Origin of the sequence: Staphylococcus caledonicus (assembly GCF_016238465.1) — a bacterium.
Taxonomy (GTDB): domain Bacteria; phylum Bacillota; class Bacilli; order Staphylococcales; family Staphylococcaceae; genus Staphylococcus; species Staphylococcus caledonicus.
Map to the genome: position 1 here is coordinate 435,734 of NZ_JABTXV010000002.1, position 20,592 is coordinate 456,325.

Annotated in this window: 16 protein-coding genes and 1 pseudogene; 12 read left to right on the forward strand and 5 right to left on the reverse strand. The window is 32.7% G+C overall.

Features of this window, described 5'->3' with window-relative positions; translation table 11 throughout:
* Positions 1 to 23 precede the first annotated feature (23 nt).
* Both rsp and HS848_RS08685 read right to left on the reverse strand, forming a co-directional pair.
* Positions 24 to 2,129: pseudogene (rsp, locus tag HS848_RS08680) on the reverse strand (AraC family transcriptional regulator Rsp).
* A gap of 966 nt (positions 2,130 to 3,095) precedes the next feature.
* Positions 3,096 to 3,476, reverse strand: a complete 381-nt coding sequence (locus tag HS848_RS08685; protein WP_198612021.1) for a YbgA family protein — start codon at positions 3,474 to 3,476, stop codon at positions 3,096 to 3,098.
* A 208-nt stretch (positions 3,477 to 3,684) separates the two neighbouring features.
* On the opposite strand from HS848_RS08685, the gene HS848_RS08690 reads away from it, so the two are divergent.
* Positions 3,685 to 5,127, forward strand: a complete 1,443-nt coding sequence (locus tag HS848_RS08690) for a sucrose-specific PTS transporter subunit IIBC (protein WP_198612022.1) — start codon at positions 3,685 to 3,687, stop codon at positions 5,125 to 5,127.
* Between the two features lie 108 nt (positions 5,128 to 5,235).
* Here the strand turns inward: HS848_RS08690 and HS848_RS08695 are convergent, their stop codons facing one another.
* Positions 5,236 to 6,177, reverse strand: coding sequence for a magnesium transporter CorA family protein (locus HS848_RS08695; RefSeq protein WP_107506734.1), 942 nt, complete (start codon positions 6,175 to 6,177; stop codon positions 5,236 to 5,238).
* Positions 6,178 to 6,208: 31 nt separating this feature from the next.
* On the reverse strand, positions 6,209 to 6,823 hold the full coding sequence (locus tag HS848_RS08700) for a TetR/AcrR family transcriptional regulator (RefSeq protein ID WP_107506733.1): 615 nt from the start codon (positions 6,821 to 6,823) through the stop codon (positions 6,209 to 6,211).
* Positions 6,824 to 6,987: 164 nt separating this feature from the next.
* On the opposite strand from HS848_RS08700, the gene HS848_RS08705 reads away from it, so the two are divergent.
* From HS848_RS08705 to HS848_RS08740, 8 genes are all read left to right on the forward strand, one after another.
* Complete coding sequence (locus HS848_RS08705) at positions 6,988 to 8,265, forward strand: ABC transporter permease (RefSeq protein ID WP_198612023.1); 1,278 nt, start codon at positions 6,988 to 6,990, stop codon at positions 8,263 to 8,265.
* Between the two features lie 160 nt (positions 8,266 to 8,425).
* Complete coding sequence (locus tag HS848_RS08710; RefSeq protein ID WP_107506732.1) at positions 8,426 to 8,854, forward strand: MarR family winged helix-turn-helix transcriptional regulator; 429 nt, start codon at positions 8,426 to 8,428, stop codon at positions 8,852 to 8,854.
* 219 nt (positions 8,855 to 9,073) lie between these two features.
* Positions 9,074 to 10,429, forward strand: coding sequence for an MATE family efflux transporter (locus HS848_RS08715; RefSeq protein ID WP_198612024.1), 1,356 nt, complete (start codon positions 9,074 to 9,076; stop codon positions 10,427 to 10,429).
* A 593-nt stretch (positions 10,430 to 11,022) separates the two neighbouring features.
* On the forward strand, positions 11,023 to 12,270 hold the full coding sequence (locus HS848_RS08720; protein ID WP_198612025.1) for a copper resistance CopC/CopD family protein: 1,248 nt from the start codon (positions 11,023 to 11,025) through the stop codon (positions 12,268 to 12,270).
* A gap of 14 nt (positions 12,271 to 12,284) precedes the next feature.
* On the forward strand, positions 12,285 to 12,896 hold the full coding sequence (locus HS848_RS08725; RefSeq protein ID WP_198612026.1) for a YcnI family protein: 612 nt from the start codon (positions 12,285 to 12,287) through the stop codon (positions 12,894 to 12,896).
* A gap of 153 nt (positions 12,897 to 13,049) precedes the next feature.
* Positions 13,050 to 13,466: a DUF2871 domain-containing protein gene (locus HS848_RS08730; RefSeq protein ID WP_198612027.1), complete on the forward strand. Its 417-nt coding sequence runs from the start codon at positions 13,050 to 13,052 to the stop codon at positions 13,464 to 13,466.
* A gap of 360 nt (positions 13,467 to 13,826) precedes the next feature.
* A complete protein-coding gene (locus HS848_RS08735) occupies positions 13,827 to 14,858 on the forward strand; it encodes an NAD(P)/FAD-dependent oxidoreductase (protein ID WP_198612028.1) in 1,032 nt (343 codons plus the stop codon).
* A gap of 28 nt (positions 14,859 to 14,886) precedes the next feature.
* Positions 14,887 to 15,288 carry a GNAT family N-acetyltransferase gene (locus HS848_RS08740; protein WP_198612029.1) on the forward strand — a complete coding sequence of 134 codons (402 nt, stop codon included), beginning with the start codon at positions 14,887 to 14,889 and terminating at the stop codon, positions 15,286 to 15,288.
* Positions 15,289 to 15,366: 78 nt separating this feature from the next.
* Here HS848_RS08740 and HS848_RS08745 read toward each other — a convergent pair whose 3' ends face one another.
* On the reverse strand, positions 15,367 to 16,362 hold the full coding sequence (locus HS848_RS08745) for an acrylyl-CoA reductase family protein (RefSeq protein ID WP_198612030.1): 996 nt from the start codon (positions 16,360 to 16,362) through the stop codon (positions 15,367 to 15,369).
* A gap of 381 nt (positions 16,363 to 16,743) precedes the next feature.
* Between HS848_RS08745 and efeO the strand changes: the two genes are divergently transcribed.
* Genes efeO through HS848_RS08760 form a run of 3 tightly spaced genes read left to right on the forward strand, consistent with a single transcriptional unit; the run spans position 16,744 to position 20,562 of the window.
* Entirely contained in the window at positions 16,744 to 17,613 is an 870-nt protein-coding gene (gene efeO, locus HS848_RS08750; protein ID WP_107506724.1) for an iron uptake system protein EfeO, read from the forward strand.
* A complete protein-coding gene (gene efeB / locus HS848_RS08755) occupies positions 17,610 to 18,836 on the forward strand; it encodes an iron uptake transporter deferrochelatase/peroxidase subunit (protein WP_198612031.1) in 1,227 nt (408 codons plus the stop codon). The genes efeO and efeB overlap by 4 nt, the downstream gene beginning before the upstream one ends.
* Complete coding sequence (locus tag HS848_RS08760) at positions 18,817 to 20,562, forward strand: FTR1 family iron permease (RefSeq protein WP_198612032.1); 1,746 nt, start codon at positions 18,817 to 18,819, stop codon at positions 20,560 to 20,562. Before efeB ends, HS848_RS08760 begins: the two co-directional genes overlap by 20 nt.
* Positions 20,563 to 20,592: the final 30 nt, after the last annotated feature.

A 20,592-nucleotide genomic window follows, 5' to 3' on the forward strand; every position in this document is an offset into this window, starting at 1 on the left:
AGATTCCTAAACTTGTGAAGTACTTAAATTGGCTTAATACAGATATATTTCACTTCATCATTTTTTAAAGTAACTTGGAACGGTGCTTTATCATTTTCTTGAAAGAATAATTCTGTTTTAGGTTGATTAGACTTATCTAATTGTTTAATAATACTTTTTTCAATATACACAGGTAATTGTGCTTGAGGAATTAAATTATGAATAGATCCGTGTTCATTATTAAGTGTATTAATGATAAAGAGCGAGTTCTCGTTTAAGTCATTTTCAAAATGATAAAACTGCTTATTATCAGATAAATAACAATCATTAATCTTATTGAAAAGTAGGAAATGGTAATTCCCGTCTTTACGACTCATGACAAAGTTGTTAGAGATCTGGATAGGCTCATCTACAAATGCCGCCACAAATTGATATAAATGCATGATAGGTAAGAGACTACCGTGACTATTAAATAATGAAAGATACATTGGATCGGTTTCTATAAGTCGATAACAAACGCCACCGCCGTATTTCATCAGCTCGGTCAAATGACACACAATATCTGATAGCTGAAGCGGGTTAGCCCCATTATTTGTATATTTAAAACAGCGTAATGACAAATTGCTATAGACGAACTGTGTTGAAGGAATGTTGGAATCTTTAATAAACCGTAAATAGTTCTCGAAATGCGTAGATGCATGGGTGAACCCACGTTGTTTATCGATAAGTATATTCTTAGTATTAATATTTTCAATATCTACAAAATAATAATCGAAGTTCATGCGATTCATGATATTATACGTTTCTTGTAATGAATTATATTGATGCAATAGACCATCTACGATTAAACCGTATTTGATTTCTCTATTTTTATTTTTTTACTTGAGATGGGCCAGATGGATGTCTTGAACGCTCATTGTCTCAGTGTTGAATACAAGCATAAATTTAACGCGTTTTTTATTCCATTTATAGTCTTGATTACTCTGTAGAAACGAGATGATAAGGTGATATATCGTATTGAATTCCGAAGGATTTTTAATCGTCATAGCTAAACTAATATTTTTCTCGAAAAGCTTTTCAAAACAACGATGTAATAAATTCATATTAATACGTTCTTTCACAATATCGCTAACATCATTAATCAAAATTGCCGTTCTTGGTAAATAGGATAAATCAATATCGTAATAGTCGTTGAATACAAATTGAAATAATTCGGTAATGCTCTGAAAATGAATAAATGCCTTCGAAGATTTAGTGCGATCATTTGGTTCAAATTCATCAATATTAATCGTCGTCGTTTCAGTCATAACGTGATTCGTAAATTCAAATTGAGAAATTAAATCTAAAAATTTCTCATCAATAGAATGCTTGATTGTAATTGTTGGCAAAGATTCATATTGATTTAATTCGGAACGATACTGTTTAGGACTTAAACCAAGATAGTTTTTAAATTGATTAGTAAAGTTAGTATGACTACTAAATCCTGAAAGTTCAGAAATCGTAGTAATCGTTTCATTAGTCGTTATTAATAATTTGAGAGAATGGATGACTTTTAAACTGGTGTAGTAATCCTTAAAGTTTACATTTAAAAAGCGGCCAAATAAGTTAGAACAATAGGATTTAGAAATCAGGGCGTTTTGTGCTACATCTTGGAGGGAGATATTCGCAGTAATATGTTCATTTATAAATAATAAAGCTTTTGATAACAATTGATGATTAACAGAGATGTTTGGAATATAAGGAGCAAGATTTCTAACTACGGCTTCCTTATATAATGTTTGAATAATCTTTGAAACGGTTTCCTCATCTTGAGCTTCATTATTTGAAAAGTTGGTCATGCTTTGTAAGATAATGGATTTTATAAAACGATTTGACTGTAAAAGATGGCGATCAAAGAAACAATTAAAGAAATCACTATCCTCTAGATAAAAATAGATAACAGGGATTTTCAATTCAACTAAATTTTTTGCGGACTTAATATGATAGAAGTCGCCTTGATTTATAATCGCAATGTGATTATGCACATCTTTAGTTTCACCATTTATTGAAATTGTTAGTTCATTCGTTAATGAAAAGAATAAAATGACATCGGTAATATTACGTGTTGGAATAGTGGTAATATGTTTATGCAAAAAAAGTGTGCTATTCATATTTGAATTTCTCCTAAGTATTTAATTTTCTCAAAATAGTAGTATTTAATTGAATTGTGAATAATAAGAGCTATTATAAATTAAAAATAGAGAAATATTAATAGTCAAAAATAAAAATATTTTGTCAATATCTTTATGAAAGCGTTAAAAATTTTCTTTGATACACAATATAAATAAAAATTTAGGAATATAGCGTTATAGTTTTGAATACATTTAATAGCGTAAACAAATTTAATTCGTTGCATAATATAAATAGATTTCGAGACAAATTGTCTAAGATAAAATGACAGACAATATATAACTAATCAAGAATCTTAGTACATCTCGAAATTAGAACGTATTAATTCTATAAAACATCAACGAACAACAACTTAAAGAATATGAGCACCTAGAATATAATGAATAAGAACAGTATTCTTTTTAAAATTGTCATATGCAGATGTGAACTCCACTTCTCAAATCAATGTGTGTAGAGAGCAGTCTAGTAATTGATTATTAATTTAAATAGTTAATTCCGCTCTTGCCACCTCAAATCAAAACATCTTATCGGATTTAACAACTTAAGCCACATTGATAATTAAGGAATACTATTTAAACTACCTCATGATGACTCAACAACACGATTAATAGTATTCATTTAATAATGAGATTAAGTCAGACAACACAACTATCTACCATACATCACAGAATCAGAATAAGCATCTGCCTCATGAACAATAGGCGTTATCAGTAGCAAAGCAGTGTATATTTAGAATTAACTATAACTCCCCAAAGTATATAATTATAATTGCAACGTATAATAGTCTTTACATCTAATCACTCTAAATATATACATTAATTTATTCATTCGACATCATGAACGTATATTCATTTAATAGAAAGAATAGAATTAATACATGAAAAGAGGTTCGGAGCGGGACAGAAATCTTATGTTATACAAGATTTCGCGAACCCGCTCTCGGCCTTTTATTTTTTGTTATTTCTTAAGATTGTACTTTGTTGTAAATAGGTCACTTCGTATTTATCGGCAAGGGACTTTAAGAACTTAAGTAATTCTGTACTAGACACATTATCGTTCATAAATTGTTGTTTCAACGATAGGGATTGCGCTTTTTCAGAACTAGTCGCTTTCTTTTTAAAATAGCCCCACATATGATCGTAAGCATTAATAATTGAACCTTGAGTAGGTTCTTCACGAAGGCCTATATCAATCATTTGTTGTACTTCTTCTAAACTAGGGGACCCTTTTAATAATTGTCGAATCTCCTCGTAATAATATTGGCTATGAAATAAAATATGGTATTTTTCTTCTCTCCATAGCTTTTCAATATATCCACGTTCTTTCATAGGTCATCTCCTTTGAGATTGCTCGCTATATTAATTTCACATTCGTAAGTTCTATTATTTATTTTCCCTAAAAGAGTGGCATACATGTCTACATAACTAAATTTGTCTAATTTTGGAAAATTTAAAAAGAATATTGCTTTCTATTTTGGAACCGGTTACAATATCAGTAAGTAATAGAACCGGTTCCATCGAAGAGGAGGGCAATTGAATGAATTATAAGCAATCAGCTGAAGATATATTACATGCTATTGGCGGAGAAGAAAACTTAGATGCCATGGCTCATTGTGCTACAAGACTCAGACTTGTGCTAAATGACGAGAGTAAAGTAGATGAAGAACGATTAGCTAACATGGATGTAGTTAAGGGAACATTTTCAACTGGGGGACAATATCAAATTATTATTGGCTCTGGAACGGTCAATAAAGTGTTTAATGAATTAGAAAAAATAACTGGTAAAGAGGCATCAACCACTGCTGATGTTAAAGATAAATCCTCGAAGAATATGAACCCATTACAACGTTTTGTGAAGATGTTATCTGATATCTTTGTACCTATCATTCCTGCTATCGTTGCGGGTGGTTTATTAATGGGGATTAATAACCTTCTAACTGCTCCAGACTTATTTTACGATAAGCAATCATTCATAGAGGTGCATAGTCAATTTGCTGGGTTAGCAGAGATGATTAATATCTTCGCGAATGCGCCATTTACATTGTTGCCGATACTCATAGGCTTTAGTGCTGCCAAGCGCTTTGGAGGTAATCCATTCTTAGGTGCGGCATTAGGTATGATTTTAGTTCATCCGTCATTGATGAGTGCGTATGATTTTCCAAAAGCAGTAGAAGCGGGCAAAGCTATTCCACATTGGGATTTATTCGGCTTACATATTAATCAGGTAGGTTACCAAGGTCAAGTATTACCAATGTTAGTTGCAGCTTATATCTTGGCTACTATTGAAAAGTGGCTACGTAAAGTCATTCCGACAGTGTTAGATAATTTATTAACACCATTATTATCTATCTTAGTCACAGCGTTTCTCACATTCCTATTTGTAGGACCTATTACGCGTCAACTCGGCTACTGGTTATCAGACGGCTTAACTTGGTTATACGAATTCGGTGGAGCGATTGGTGGATTTATCTTCGGATTATTCTACGCGCCAATTGTTATAACAGGAATGCATCATAGCTTTATAGCAGTAGAAACTACGCTTATTGCAGACCAAGCTAAAACGGGAGGTTCATTTATCTTCCCAATAGCTACTATGTCTAACGTTGCCCAAGGTGGCGCGGCTTTAGCAGCATTCTTAATTATTAAAAATAATAAAAAACTTAAAGGTGTTGCTTCTGCAGCAGGTATTTCAGCATTGTTAGGTATCACTGAACCAGCTATGTTCGGTGTTAACTTAAAACTAAGATATCCATTTATTGGTGCCATTGTAGGTTCAGCTGTCGGCGCAGCATATATATCATTCTTTAAAGTTAAAGCAATCGCCTTAGGTACTGCTGGACTTCCAGGTTTCATTTCAATTAACCCTGCACATTCAGGTTGGCTGCATTACTTTATAGGTATGCTTATTGCATTTATTGTTTCAGTAACGATTACGTTAATACTCTCTCGTAGAAAAGTATATAAAGCTGCCGCTGAATAAGAAGCGGTAAATAAATATAAGAAAGGCAATTTCTAATGAAATAAATAGAAATTGCCTTTCTTATATTTTAGAAATGCCAATGCATTTCAATTTGTATTAGTAAAATAGTTAAAGTTTCTGTTTACGCCATAAGAAAATACCAACAATAGTGACCAGTACTAAGGATATGACAAGGATAATAATCCAAGAGGCATAACTTTTATCATCAATTGGAAGTGGCACGTTCATACCAAAGAAACTAAATACTAAGGTAGGTAACGTAAGCAAGACTGTAAATAGTGTTAAAGTTTTCATAATCGTATTCATCTCATTAGATAAGAGAGAAGAATATGAAGTAGTGACACTCTCTAAGATGCCTGTATACAATTCTGTAGTTTCAATCGCTTGGTTGTTTTCAATTACCAAGTCTTCTAATAAATCCTCATCATCTTCAAAACGTTTAATCGCAGGTAAACGGAATAATTTTTTAATTACCGTGTCGTTACCTTTTAAAGCAGCTAAGAAGTAGACTAAACTTTTTTCAACTTCCATAAGTTTATAAAGTTGTTTATTCGTAATATTGTTTTTTAGTTCACGTTCAATGCGAATTCGTGATTTATTTAAAAGTCTTAAATTTCTGTTGTAGTGATTTGAAATAGTTAATAAAATATCTAGCGCAAAACGACTGTGATATTTTAAATTAATGTCATCTTGACGCGCATAATTTTCTAAGAATTCATTTTCAGCGTCACAAATCGTTAGAACCAGACCTTTACCAATTACGATACCTAAAGGAATGGTAACGAAAGACAATACGCGACGGCTAGATGAACTCACGATAGGTAAGTCGATGATGATAAGAGAGTAACCTGTATCTTCATCATATTCTATACGCGCACTTTCATCGGCATCCAATGGATCTCGAATAAAGTCTTCAGGGAGATTGAATTTTTCAATTAACTCTTCAACTTCTTCTCTTTCAGGTTCTACAACATTAATCCATGATGCAGAATGATCTAACGTAGTTTCAACAATTTCATTTGTTGCTGAATGTTTATATGCAGTTAGCATGGTTAATGATTCCTTTCATATTCATTTGGTGTTAGTTAGATTGGATACGTTTATAATGATTTTTAACCATAATTCTGAGTGGTCCATTATAAATAATTTTGAAAATGTGTTGCGTTAATTCATCGACTGGAATTCGATTATCATCATGTACCCAATACTTAATAACTGAAATTGTAGCACCTGCAACATAACTATGGAAGTACATTTCGGGTATACCATCAATTTCATGATTAATACTTATAAAGTTTTGCATATTTTCCTTGATTAGGGAATGAATTTTGTCTTCCAATTTACTTTTACGTTCTAATTGCAAGATAGTGTGATAAAATTCCATATTATCAGCGATATGTTGCAAAATTTTAGTCAAAACATCATTAATAAACGTAGTTGCAATAGCTTCAGGGTTATCGCCCCCAAGTTGATTAAATTGTGATAACGATTCAATTTCAACTATACATTCATCTTCCATATCTGATAAAAGGGAATATTTATCTTCATAATGTAAATAAAAGGTACCACGATTAATATCAGCTAAATCTGAAATATCTTGAACGGTGATTTTATCGAGGTCCTTTTGTTTGAGCAAATTGGTAAAAGCTCGTTTAATGGCCGTTTTAGTCTTGCGAACCCGCCTATCTTCTTTCATATGTAACGACCTCCTGATAGTTAATAGACAATATTGAACAATATGTTCAAAAACATACGGTATTTAAATAATTGACTATTGTTAATTTTTGACTACCTTATTATAATTTACAACGTACTAAATATTCAACACATTGTTCAATAAATATAAGGAGGTAATGATTCATGAATATTTTTAAAAGCAAATTATTATGGCTTGCACCTGTTGCAGCAATTTTACTATTAGCAATATTTGCTTTGGCATTCTATCCTGCGTTTAATCCTAAACCTAAAGAAATGCCAATTGCAATTGTTAATAATGATAAAGGTGTAGACATTCAGGGGAATAAAGTAAATATCGGGAAAAAAATTGAAGATAAATTAATGGATAGTGATTCAGACACTGTTAAATGGGTTAAAGTGGACAAAGAATCAGATATTAAAAAAGGCCTTGAAGATGAAAAATATTACGGGGCAGCAATTTTCAATAAAGACTTTTCTAAAGATGCGATGAGTAAAACGCAAAAAGTAGTTATGGACAGCAAAAAAGCTGAAATGAAAGAGAAAGTTGAATCTGGTGAAGTACCAGCAGCAGCTGCCAAACAAATGCAAGAAAAAATGGGTAACCAAAAAGTTGATGTTAAAAAAGCAACATTTAAAACAATCGTGAACAAAGGTGCGAGTATGCAAGCATCTCAAATTACAGGTAATGTTTTAGATGGTATGGGTAATAATTTAAATAAACAAATTACATCTCAAAGCTTAAAAACATTAGAAAAACAAGATGTAAAAGTTAATGCATCAGACATTAAAGGGATAACTAATCCAGTTAAAGTGGACGACAAAACAATTAACAAAGTTAAAGACCATCAAGGTGGCGGTAACGCTCCATTCTTAATGTTTATGCCAGTATGGATGAGTTCATTAGTAACATCAGTACTATTGTTCTTTGCATTCAGAACTAGTAACAACTTTAAAATTCAACACAGAATTATTGCATCACTAGGACAAATGTTATTAGCAGTTATTACTGCGTTTGTAGCAAGTTTCGCATATGTTTACTTCATGCATGGTGTATTAGGATTTGAATTTGGTCATACTAATCGTGTAGCAATCTTCTTAGCTATTTCAATCTTAGGATTTATTGGTTTAATCTTAGGTATCATGGTATGGCTTGGAATGAAATCTATTCCAATCTTTGTATTATTAATGTTCTTTAGTATGCAATTGATTACATTACCAAAACAAATGCTTCCTAAAGGCTATCAAACATGGGTGTATGATATTGATCCATTCACTCACTACACAACAACATTAAGACAAATCATTTATATGGGACATCCTATTGAAATGAATTCAACAATCTGGATGATGATTGGATTAATTATCTTTGGTGCGGTATCTAGTTTAGTAGCAGCTATCGTTAGAAAACATAGTACTAAACGTACTGAAATCCCAGCATAATAGTTTTTCTCTGCCCTCGATGTAGTATGATTACATACTATGTTGGGGGTTAATTTTTAGTGGTAAATAAACTGAAAATTTAAACTTTAATATATCGGTTGACTATATCGAAAAACGGAGTATTATATTCGTTAGACATCTAACTAAATGAGGTGAAAGTATGGAAGTAACATATCAGTATTTATTAAGAACGTTGGCACATGAAATGAAAAATTATGCCGATCGTAGGCTAGATGAATATAATGTTACCCAAGAACAAAGTCACACGCTCGGTTATATGTATCGCCATAAAGAACGAAGTATAACGCAAAATGAACTGCTTAAGACATTTCAACGTAAAGGGTCTACAGTAAGCTCAACTTTGAAAAGTTTAGAGAGTAAGGGACTTATTTACCGTATGGTTGACCCTGAGGACTCAAGACGTAAAAATCTAAAACTTACAGATGCAGGGAATGAACTGGTAGAATCATTTGTTAGTATTTTTGATGAAATAGAAGAAATTCTAGTTAAAGATTTGAAAGAAGAAGAAAAAGCGCAATTAAGTAATTTATTTGAGCGTATGTTAGACAATATTAAAAAAGCTAATTAATCTAAGACTAAAAATGTAAAATCAATAGTCTTAATTTAATATAGAAATTTAGGATTAAATTAAATAAATTTGTATTTTAGTAAGTTAGGCAATAATGATTATTGCTAGAGTAGGATGACGAAATCTTCTTCATTCAATAGGTTTCGCTCCTGCTATCTTTTTCAACACATAGTTAGGTACCTAATTATTAGGCGTCTAATATTAAAGGAGATTATGGAAATGAAAGACGAACAATTATATTATTTTGAGAAATCACCAATTTTTAAAGCAATGATGCATTTTTCTTTACCTATGATGATAGGTTCATTATTAAGCGTGATATATGGTATTTTAAATGTTTATTTTATCGGGTTTTTAGACAATAGCCATATGATTTCAGCTATTTCTTTAACATTACCGATTTTTGCAGTGTTAATGGCATTTGGTAACTTATTTGGTGTAGGTGGCGGAACATACATTTCTCGTTTGCTTGGCGCTAAAGATTATACTAAAACGAATTACGTAAGTAGCTTTTCAATTTATAGCAGTATTGCATTAGGGATTATTATCGCAATCATCACATTACCATTTACTGACCAAATCGCGAGTGTTTTAGGTGCAAGCGGAGAAACATTACGCTATACAAGTGACTATTTAAAAATAGAATTTCTAAGCACACCATTCGTTATTTTATTCTTCGTACTTGAACAATTTGCACGTGCGATTGGTAAACCAATTGTTTCAATGGTTGGTATGCTTTCAAGTGTCGTTTTAAATATGATTTTAGATCCAATTTTAATTTTTGGTTTCCATTTAGATGTTGTAGGTGCAGCATTAGGTACTGCAATTTCAAACGTAGTCGCTGCATTATTCTTTGTTATTTATTTTGCTAAAAAAAGCGATTCACTATCATTAAATATTAAATTTGCGAAACCAACAAAAGCACTTATGCAAGAAGTGTTTAAAATTGGTATCCCAGCATTCTTGATGGTAGTACTAATGGGTGTAACTGGTTTAGTAGTAAACTTATTCTTAGCACACTATGGTAACTATGCCATCGCAAGTTATGGTATTTCATTTAGACTTGTACAATTTCCTGAATTGATTATTATGGGGCTTTCTGAAGGTGTAGTACCATTGATTGCTTATAACTTTGTTTCTAATAAAACACGCATGAAAGATACAATCAAAGTCGTTATTATGTCTATCGCCGTAATTTTCGCGGTATGTATGACAGTAGTTTTATTATTTGGTCATTCAATCGTTCAATTATTTAGTACTGACCCACAAATTGTTACATTAGCTACATTTATTCTTAAAGTGACAATGACATCATTATTATTAAATGGTATTGGCTTCTTGTTTACTGGTATGTTACAAGCAACTGGTCAAGGCCGTGGAGCAACTATTATGGCTATTGCACAAGGTACAATCATTATTCCAGTATTGTTTGTAATGAATGCTTTGTTTGGCTTAGCTGGAGTAATTTGGTCATTACTTATTGCCGAAACAATTTGTGCTTTATTAGCTATGCTTATTGTTTACTTATTAAGAAATCGCCTTACTGTTGATACACAAGCTTTAGTTGAAGAATAGAAATTAATTATTTTTGAAAAGTATTTAATAGGAAGAGCGAGGACGGGACACCGTTTATCAGTTCCTAAAGCACAAATGATTAATGTCTTAGTCTCAACAACTATCAAATTTAAAACTTAAGCTATTGTTTTATTAATGTTAGAGAGGTTGAGACAAAAGTGTTTAGAATTTGAGCAGAAACAAACGATGAACAAAAAATATTATCTCCTAATCTATTGATTAGGCAGTAGCTGATTGAGATGAAGATGCGTTAAAACCGTACTTTCTTTATCTCTAGTCAACCTTGCCGGAGCGGGACGACGAAATCTTTGAAATTTGGCAGTCGTTGTCTGAAATGAAGATGCATTCGAACCTCACTTTCTTCATTTCTAGTCAACCTTGCCGGGGTGGGACGATGAAATCTTTGAAATTACATTAGATTTCTGTCCCACTCCCTAGATTTCTGTCCTGCTCCCTTTTTTTGTCCTACTCCCTAGATTTCTGTCCTGCTCCCTTTTTTTTGGATAAAAAGTGACAAATTAGAATTATTATTGTTAAATAGCATACATTATCTTATTATTAATAAATGAGTAAATTTTTTGGGGGGGACGTCAATGGTGAAAATTAAGCGAAGTTCCAAAGTAGCTTTAGCAATCATGATGATGCTTTTATTTGTTTTAATTCCAAACGTTCAAAACATCGCATCCGCACATGCTACTTTAGAAAAAACAACACCTTCACAAAATGGAGTAGTATCTAAGAAACCTGATACTATTGAATTGACATTTAATGAACCTGTTAATGCCGATTATTCAGGCCTTACGATATATAATGATAAGGGTAATAAAATTGCCGACATTGACCCGTCGACAACAGGCCATTCTAAAACATTAACGTTTCCTGCTGACAAAGTAGGAGAGGGTACACATCAAATTGAGTGGCATACCGTTTCAGCAGATGGCCATGAAATTGGTGATCGATTTGAATTTTCTGTAGGAGAAAAAACAGCTAATGGCGTAGATACTTCGCCTGCTTTTTATGAAACGCCAGACTTTTGGTTTGGATTGTTACGATACATAGCGGAAGGCGCTACAATTTTATTAGTTGGACTTTATTGGTTAAATGGTATTGCACGTCGTAATAATTTATCTACATTTGATATTTTTCCAAGACATTTAGCAGTATCATTAATCATGATGATGGGATATTTAATGTCTCTCATCTTATATTTAATGACCTTATCGTCAGATGTGTTAGATGCAATACTCACACTTAATCCTAATACATTAATACAATTTCCTTATATTTTAAGTTCAATTGCATTAATTATCTTAAGTGGTTTATTTGTATTACGTAATATGGAAAGATCATGGTATTGGATGATATCGATTGCTATGATTTTAGCTTTAAGTATGTCTGGACACGCTTGGTCACAAAGTGTGCCACTTTGGTCACTTTTACTTAGAACATTACATTTAACTGGTATTAGTTTATGGTTAGGCGCACTTGTTTATCTTTTAGTTTCAGTGTTCACTAGAAAGAAAGATGCTGTAGATTTATTACGCGAAATCTTATTCAAAATTAACGCAAGTGCAGTAGCGATTATTATTATTTCTGGTGTATTAATGTCTATAGACCAAACTAAAATTCTTTCAATTTGGTCAAATATGCAAACATGGACAATCTTCTTAATTGTTAAAGTTGTAGGTACATTAATCATGATGGGATTAGGTTTCATGCAGACGACTCGCGCATTAAACCGTCGAAATAGAGTTAACAAAGCTTCATTAATTGTTGAAGTCACAATAGGTGTGATTCTGATACTTGTCGGAGTAATTATGAGTCAAATTAGTATTCCATAAGAAGGAGAAAAAAGATGATTAAAAAATTATTAGCAACGAGTTTAGTACTCTTCTTTACAATGGGTTTCTTTAAAATCGCGGATGCCCATGTTACGTTAAACCCTAAAGCAGTTGAGCCGGAATCTTATGAACGCGTTGATGTACGTGTTCCTGTAGAGCAAAAAGATCATACAGAGAAAATTGAATTAGAAGTTCCTAAAGAAGCTCAAGTAGTCAATATTCAACCTGTGGAAGGCTACAAATATAAATTAGAGAAAGATAAAAAAGGGAATATCACTAAAATTACATGGAAAGCTAAAGACAAAGGTATTGGCCCAGATGAATTTATGGACTTTCCACTTGTAGTAGCTAGTCCTAAAGAAGAAGGTAAATATGCTTTTAAAGCAATTCAATCATACGATAATGGTGATAAAGTTAAATGGACTGGTAAAGAAGACAGTGAACACCCAGCACCAACACTAGAAGTTAAAAAAGATGCTAACGCAACAACAGTTAAAGAAGAAAAATCTAATGATACGGCTAGTGAACAACAAAGTTCAGGTGGTTCAATCGCATTATGGATTGTATCAATTATAGCAATCATTTTATCATTGATAGCTTTATTCAAACATTCAAGAAATAAATAAACCTTAAACCTAGCCGGAGCGAAACTATAAATCTTTGAAATTCAATTTGATTTTAGTTTCGTTCCTTTTTCATATAGGAATATTCTTACATATTTTGTCACTTTAAAGATGTCTATTTTCAATTATAATAGTAACGTGAGGGAGGATTTTCATATGCGCAGATTATTATATGCTTTTTTAGTCTATATGATAATTGGATTATTTAGTGGTTTTTACTATAGAGAATTAACTAAAGCACACCATTTTACGGGCGGCACACAATTATCAGTAGTACACACACATACCCTTATTTTAGGTATGTTTATGTTTTTAATATTACTTTCACTTGAAAAGTCATTTAAATTAAGTAGTTATTATTTATTCAATTGGTTCTTTATTGTTTATAATTTAGGCGTAATTGTCACAATAGGGATGATGTTAACTAAAGGTACATTCCAAGTTATCGGTAAAAGTTTCCAACCCGAAGCATTTGCTGGATTTGCGGGTATTGGTCACACAGGAATGCTAGCTGGATTATTACTACTCTTCTTCTTATTGCGTCAAGCTATATTAAAAGAACCAAAAGAGTAATATTTTATACGACCGTTTTATAAAAAAGAATGGGATGGAACTCCCAAAATACTAAGCTTGATGAGGCTGAGCCATTAATATAATATGGTTCAGCCTTTAGTTTTGGCAGTAATTGACTGATATGAGAATAAGCCATTAATAATTTGTGATTTAGGTGTCGCAAAAGGGGGGTTTTTGGCAAATATCATCGTGATTTGACAAAATTTGAAGAGCAATTTTGTTTTCTTCTAGCTTTTTTAATACAAAGTTTTATTTTAGGCGAAAGGGATTTCTTCAACATTATATCAACATATAGTATAATGAATGAAAGTCAATGATAATTATTATCATTTATAATAGAGAGACTTGGGAGGAAATCATATGCAAGATGTAACAATTATTGGGGGAGGCCCCGCAGGTCTTTTTGCCAGTTTTTACTCCGGACTACGTGGGATGTCAGTCAGAATTATCGATGTGCAAGATAAATTAGGTGGCAAGATGCAAATTTATCCTGAAAAGATTATTTGGGATATTGGTGGCGTAGCACCTAAGCCATGTTATGAAATTATTAAAGATACAATTAAACAAGGGTTACATTTTCAACCGGAAGTGAATTTGAATGAACGTGTGATAGATATTCGTAAATTAGGGGAACGTCACTTTGAAGTTGAAACTGACCAAGGCAATATCTACGAGTCTAAGGCAGTTATTTTTGCGGTAGGTGGCGGTATTATTAATCCTAAACCACTTGATATTAAAGACGCTGAACGGTACCAACTTACTAATCTACATTATGTAGTACAATCGTTCTCTAAATTTAAAGATAAAAATATTCTCATCTCAGGTGGAGGAAACACTGCGCTTGATTGGGCAAGAGATTTAGCCGAAATAGCACAATCTGTCACTTTAATTTATAGAAAACCAGAAATCCGTGGTTATGAAGCGATGATTAATGTTTTAGAAGATTTAAATGTCAAACTACTACCTAAAACACAAATTAATAAATTAATTGGTGACACAGATTGCGAGCGAATTCGAGAAGTACAATTAGAAAATATTGAAACGGGTGATGTCATTACGCAATCATTCGATGATGTAATTATTAGTCATGGTTTCGATCATGAAAATCCATTATTGAAAGAGTGTACTTCTAAGTTTGATTTACATGATGAATATCGCGTCAAAGGCTTTGGTAATACAACTACGAGCATTCCAGGTATCTTTGCTTGTGGTGACGTCGTTCATCATGATGCGAAAGTTCATTTGATTGCGAGTGCCTTCAGTGATGCAGGAAATGCTGCTAATTTAGCTAAAACGTATATTGAACCTGATGCCTACAAAGAAGGCTACGTTTCAAGTCATAACGACATTTTCAAAGAATCTAATAAAGCGGTCATTAGTCAATATTTATAGCTAGTGAGATAAGAGGGGACGAAAAAAGATGATTCGATACTCGAATGAGCCACCTGAACCTAAAGCCTATTGTGATTTACGAGTGAAAGCAGGGATGAGTCCGAAATCAGAAGAAGCGGCACGTAAAGGCCTACCTAATGCCTGTTTTAGTATAATGATTTATGATGATGATATACTCATTGGTATGGGCAGGGTGATTGGTGATGGAGGCACTGCCTTTCAAATTGTTGATGTAGCCGTAGACCCAGCGTACCAAGGTCAAGGTTACGGTAGAATGATTCTTGAAAAAGTAATGGCTTATATTGAATCGATTGCTATGAAAGGGTCTTATGTAAGTTTAATTGCTGATTATCCTGCAGATAAGTTGTATGAAAAATTTGGTTTTAAATCGACAGAACCTAAATCAGGTGGCATGTATATCGTTTATTAAAGCATTAAAATGGCTTGAAAGGAGTTCCAAATGAATTCCTTTCAAGCCATTTTTATATAATAATAGTTTAATCTTAAATTATTTATTAAAGTCGATAACGATGCGTCCTGTATTTTTATGGTTTAAAACTGTTTCAATTGCGTCTGGTAAGTCAGAGAATGACACGACACGTTTAATATCATGTAGTTGGTCTGATTTTAAATCTGTAGCTAAACGTCTCCAAACGCGTTCACGTAATTTCATAGGTGTGAATACTGAGTCGATTCCTACAAGACTAACACCTCTTAAAATAAATGGATGCACTGTTGTGCTAAATTTCACACCACCAGTTAAACCGATAAGTGCGACACCACCATTATTATCAATGTGTTTAGCGACATACGGTGTACCTTCGCCTCCAATTGGATCAATCGCAGCTTGCCATGTACGTGAACCGAGTGGCTTATCATCGTTGTCAGTAATGCGGTCGATAATATCTTTAGCGCCTAATTGTTCTAATTTTTCAGTAGCTTCTTTATTACCTGTACTTGCTATAACTTTATAACCTAAATTTGAAAGCATCATTACTGCCAATGATCCTACGCCACCTGAAGCACCACGTACTAGAACTTCTCCGCCTTCAAGCGTCATAAAACCTGCTTTTTCTAATTTTTCAATTGCTAAGCCTGCAGTATAGCCAGCAGTACCGTAAATCATTGCTTCTTCTAAAGTGAGATTATCTGGAAGTTTAACAATCCAATCTGATTTTACTCTAGCGTACTCACTGAACCCACCATAATGACTAACACCTAAGTCATAACTTGTCGCAATTACTTCTTCGCCCTTTTCAATAGTAGGGTCATCAGATTCTACTACGACACCTGCTAAATCGATACCAGGAACCATAGGATATGATTTGACGATATTATTATTATCAGTTGTTGCTAAAGCGTCTTTATAGTTAATACCTGAATAGTGTACTTTAATTAGAACATTACCTTCAGATAAATCATCAGTAGTCAGTTGTTTATAATCACTATTAATTTGACCTTCTTTATTTTGATCCACTAAAAATGCTTTGAATTGTGTACTCATATGTTATGACTCCTTTTTAAAGAAATAAAATTTCAGATGTAAATTATATACCCTTATTGCATTTTATGCATGCTCGAGAGTTATTAGGTTGACTAAAAATATAAAAACTAAAATATCAGCAAAATATAAAAATTTTGTTGATTAAAATTAAGATAGAATTGTTATTGACATAAAATAAAGACAAACTTATAATTAATTTGATAATGATTATCAATTGAAATTGAAGGGCTTTCTAAGTGCAAAATTGAGAGTAGGCTAACAATCTGAATAGGCTAGCATAGAATAGGTTTTTAAAATTTTCGGGGTGACTATAGTGTTCTCAATTAAAAAGATTCAGCGTCGATAGATAATCACTGAAACTTAACTGAGGTGGAAAAAATTATGAAAAAATTACCAACTATTTTATTAGCGTCATCGTTACTTTTAGCAGCATGTGGCACAAACGACCAAAGTGATGATAGTAGTAGCAAAGATAGCTCATCACAAAACTCAAGTAGCAAGAGTGAAAATAACAAAGCGTTAGATAAAGCCACAAAAGAGTATAAAAAATACACAGATAATCAACTTGATAAATTCTTAGATGGTACAGAAGAATTTGTATCAGCAGTTAAAAATGATGATATGGAGAAAGCTAAAGAATTATATCCTAAAGTGCGTATGTATTATGAACGTTCTGAACCAGTTGCGGAAGCATTCGGTGATTTAGATCCTAAGATTGATGCACGTTTAGCAGATATGAAAGAAGAAAATAAAGCAGATGAATGGACTGGCTACCATAAAATTGAAAAGTCTCTTTATCAAGATAACAAAATAGATGAAACGACTAAAAAAGATGCTGATCAATTATTGAAAGATGCCAAAGAACTAGATGCTAAAGTAGATACGTTAGATATCACGCCAAAATTAATGTTACAAGGATCAGTTGACTTATTAAACGAAGTATCTACATCTAAAATTACAGGTGAGGAAGAAATCTATTCTCACACTGACTTGTATGACTTCAAAGCCAACATTGAAGGTGCACAAAAAATTTACGAATTATTTAAACCTGAATTAGAGAAAAAAGATAAAAACTTAAGCAAAGATATTCAAAAGAACTTTGATAAAGTTAATAGCTTATTAGATAAATATAAAGATGGTGACGGTTATAAAGATTATAGCGCAGTAACAAAAGAAGATAGAAAAGCATTATCTGACGCTGTAAACTCTCTTGGTGAACCGTTAAGTAAAATGGCTGTGGTTACAGAATGAGTAAGCTAGACGATCAACAAGATTCAAATGTTTCACGTCGTTCCTTTTTAAAAATGCTAGGTATAGGCGGCGCCGGTGTAGTCATCGGCGCTAGTGGTGCAGGTAGTATTTTCTCGTTTAAATCAATGTTTGATACACCTGAGAACGAAGACAAAGATGCCTTTGAATTTTATGGACGTGTACAAGCAGGTATAACAACGCCTACACAGAAAAACTGTAATTTCGTAGCTTTAGATTTAAAGTCTAAAGACAAAAGTGCAATTAAAGATATGTTTAAAAAATGGACGCAAATGTCAGTCAATATGACAGATGGTGAGCCTGCTGAAAAAGATAGTCAGAATGAATTATTACCGCCAGTAGATACAGGCGAATCAATCGGACTAGGGGCTAGCAAGTTAACGTTAACGTACGGTGTTAGTAAATCTTTTTTGAAAAAAGTAGGCTTGTCGTCTAAAATTCCATCAGGCTTCAAAGACTTACCACATTTTCCAAATGATCAATTAGATGATGAATATAGTGATGGAGATATAATGATTCAAGCTTGTTCTAATGACCCACAAGTCTCGTTTCATGCGATTCATAATTTAATTCGTCCATTTAGAGATATTGTTAAAATGAAATGGTCTCAAAATGGATTTGTATCAGGGAAGTTAGAAGAAACGCCGAGAAACCTCATGGCCTTTAAAGATGGCACAGTCAATCCACGGAAGAATGATGAATTAAAAGATTATGTCTTTATTAATGATGGTTGGGCTAAAAATGGTACCTATTGCATTATTAGACGTATCCAAATTCATATCGAAACATGGGACCGTACCTCTCTAGATGAGCAAGTGGCGACTTTCGGACGTAAACGTGCTTCTGGTGCCCCTTTAACTGGTAAAAAAGAATTTGAAAATCTAGATTTAGATGCCAAAGATAGCAGTGGTAATTATGTTATTGATCCTAATGCACATGCGCGATTAGCACGTGAAGTTAAGACGTCAATTAAACGTCGTGCATATAATTATACTGATGGTACAAACGCTAAAACTGGGGCCTTGGAAACAGGATTAATGTTTATTTGTTTCCAAAAGTCTACTCAACAATTTATTGATATTCAAAATAATTTAGGCCATAAAGATAAATTAAATGAATATATCACACATCGAGGTTCTGCATCCTTCATTGTCTTGCCAGGTGTAAAAAAAGGAGGCTATCTCGGTGAAACATTATTTAGTTAGACTTTTAATCGCTATGGCACTTATTTTCACAGTAATGAGAATTACACCTTCACTTGCACAGGTTCATGCAGCTGAAGATAGCAACATAAGTGATGTGTATGTTACGATTACTGATGCTAAATCTACAATTGAAGATAAAGAAAAAAGCGATAAAGAGAAGAAAAAAGCCGTTGAAGATATTAAATCAAAAGTAAATGCTTTAGATATTAAAGATAATAAAGAAGGTAAAGATGTTAAATCAAAATTAAAAGATCTTGATCAAACATCTTCGCTAAATAAACAAGATAATAATTTATCAGAACTAACGAAATCACTTATTGCCTATGAAGATGCTGTGTCGACTAAAGACGTATCTGGTGAAATAAAAACTTTAAAACAACAAGTTGATTCGAAAGATAGCAAAGTAAAAGATGCCATTAAAAGTAAAAATACCGCTGAATTACAATCTATCAACAACAGTTTAAACCAGATTTGGACAAGCCATGAAACTTCTATTCGTAACTATGATGAAGGTAAATATGGTCAAATCGAAGTCAACTTAATGCAATTCCGTGTAGCAGTTCAAAAAGAACCTTTTAATGCTAAAAAGGCAGATAACGCATGGACAACATTCAAATCAAGTATTGATACGGTTGATCAAAAGCAATCAAGTGAAGAATCTGGTAAATACAAAGTTACCCAATTAAATGATGAATTAGATAAAGCGATTAAAGGTATTGAAGATAATAACTTAACTCAAACAGATGATGCTCTGTCTAAATTTGTACAAGTATGGCCGTACGTTGAAGGTAAAATTCAAACTAAGAATGGTTCATTGTATACAACGATTGAGGATAAAATACCTTATTATCAAAGTATTTTAGATAATAGTAATAAAGATAGAGTTAAAAAAGGCTTACAAGAAATTAATTCAGATATTAAAGATACAGTAGGCCAAGACAGTTACTCATTTGTAGATGTTATGATTATCTTCCTACGTGAAGGTTTAGAAGTATTATTAATTATCATGACATTAACAACTATGACACGTAACGTCAAAGATACTAAAGGTACTGCCAGTGTTATTGGCGGTGGTATTCTAGGATTAATTCTAAGTATTACGCTAGCCGTCGTCTTCATTCAAACGCTAGGTAATAATGGTTTATTGCGTGAAGGTATGGAAGCGGTACTTGGTATCGTAGCAGTAGTATTAATGTATGTCGTTGGTATTTGGATGCATCGTCGTTCTAGTGCTCAACGATGGAATGAAATGATTCAGAATATGTATCAAAATGCGATTAGTAATGGAAATCTATTGCTTTTAGGTACAATTGGGTTAATTTCAGTCTTACGTGAAGGTGTAGAGGTAATTATTTTCTATATGGGTATGATTGGTAGCATTACGACTTGGGATTTCGTACTTGGTATTGCTTTAGCCATAGTCATCTTAATTATCTTTGCCTTCCTATTCAGATTTATTGTGAAGCTAATTCCTATTTATTACATTTTTAGAGTACTATCGATATTAATCTTTGTAATGGCATTCAAGATGCTTGGCGTAAGTATTCAAAAATTACAATTATTAGGTACTGTCCCACAACATAGTATTGAGGGCTTACCTACTATAAGTATTATTGGTTTCTATCCAAGCGTTGAAACGATTGTCGCGCAATTGATTTATATTATTTTAATCGTTTTCTTTGTTTTGAAAAATCGTAAAGATAAAAAAGAAACGCGCGTTAAATAAAATAAAAGATGAATAACAAAAGCCTCGAAT

Excerpts from the sequence above, each read along its gene's own strand:
- HS848_RS08685 (WP_198612021.1), bottom strand. The coding sequence starts at position 3,476 with ATGAAAGAACGTGGATATATTGAAAAGCTATGGAGAGAAGAAAAATAC.
- HS848_RS08690 (WP_198612022.1), top strand. The coding sequence starts at position 3,685 with ATGAATTATAAGCAATCAGCTGAAGATATATTACATGCTATTGGCGGA.
- HS848_RS08695 (WP_107506734.1), bottom strand. The coding sequence starts at position 6,177 with ATGCTAACTGCATATAAACATTCAGCAACAAATGAAATTGTTGAAACT.
- HS848_RS08700 (WP_107506733.1), bottom strand. The coding sequence starts at position 6,823 with ATGAAAGAAGATAGGCGGGTTCGCAAGACTAAAACGGCCATTAAACGA.
- HS848_RS08705 (WP_198612023.1), top strand. The coding sequence starts at position 6,988 with ATGAATATTTTTAAAAGCAAATTATTATGGCTTGCACCTGTTGCAGCA.
- HS848_RS08710 (WP_107506732.1), top strand. The coding sequence starts at position 8,426 with ATGGAAGTAACATATCAGTATTTATTAAGAACGTTGGCACATGAAATG.
- HS848_RS08715 (WP_198612024.1), top strand. The coding sequence starts at position 9,074 with ATGAAAGACGAACAATTATATTATTTTGAGAAATCACCAATTTTTAAA.
- HS848_RS08720 (WP_198612025.1), top strand. The coding sequence starts at position 11,023 with ATGGTGAAAATTAAGCGAAGTTCCAAAGTAGCTTTAGCAATCATGATG.
- HS848_RS08725 (WP_198612026.1), top strand. The coding sequence starts at position 12,285 with ATGATTAAAAAATTATTAGCAACGAGTTTAGTACTCTTCTTTACAATG.
- HS848_RS08730 (WP_198612027.1), top strand. The coding sequence starts at position 13,050 with ATGCGCAGATTATTATATGCTTTTTTAGTCTATATGATAATTGGATTA.
- HS848_RS08735 (WP_198612028.1), top strand. The coding sequence starts at position 13,827 with ATGCAAGATGTAACAATTATTGGGGGAGGCCCCGCAGGTCTTTTTGCC.
- HS848_RS08740 (WP_198612029.1), top strand. The coding sequence starts at position 14,887 with ATGATTCGATACTCGAATGAGCCACCTGAACCTAAAGCCTATTGTGAT.
- HS848_RS08745 (WP_198612030.1), bottom strand. The coding sequence starts at position 16,362 with ATGAGTACACAATTCAAAGCATTTTTAGTGGATCAAAATAAAGAAGGT.
- efeO (WP_107506724.1), top strand. The coding sequence starts at position 16,744 with ATGAAAAAATTACCAACTATTTTATTAGCGTCATCGTTACTTTTAGCA.
- efeB (WP_198612031.1), top strand. The coding sequence starts at position 17,610 with ATGAGTAAGCTAGACGATCAACAAGATTCAAATGTTTCACGTCGTTCC.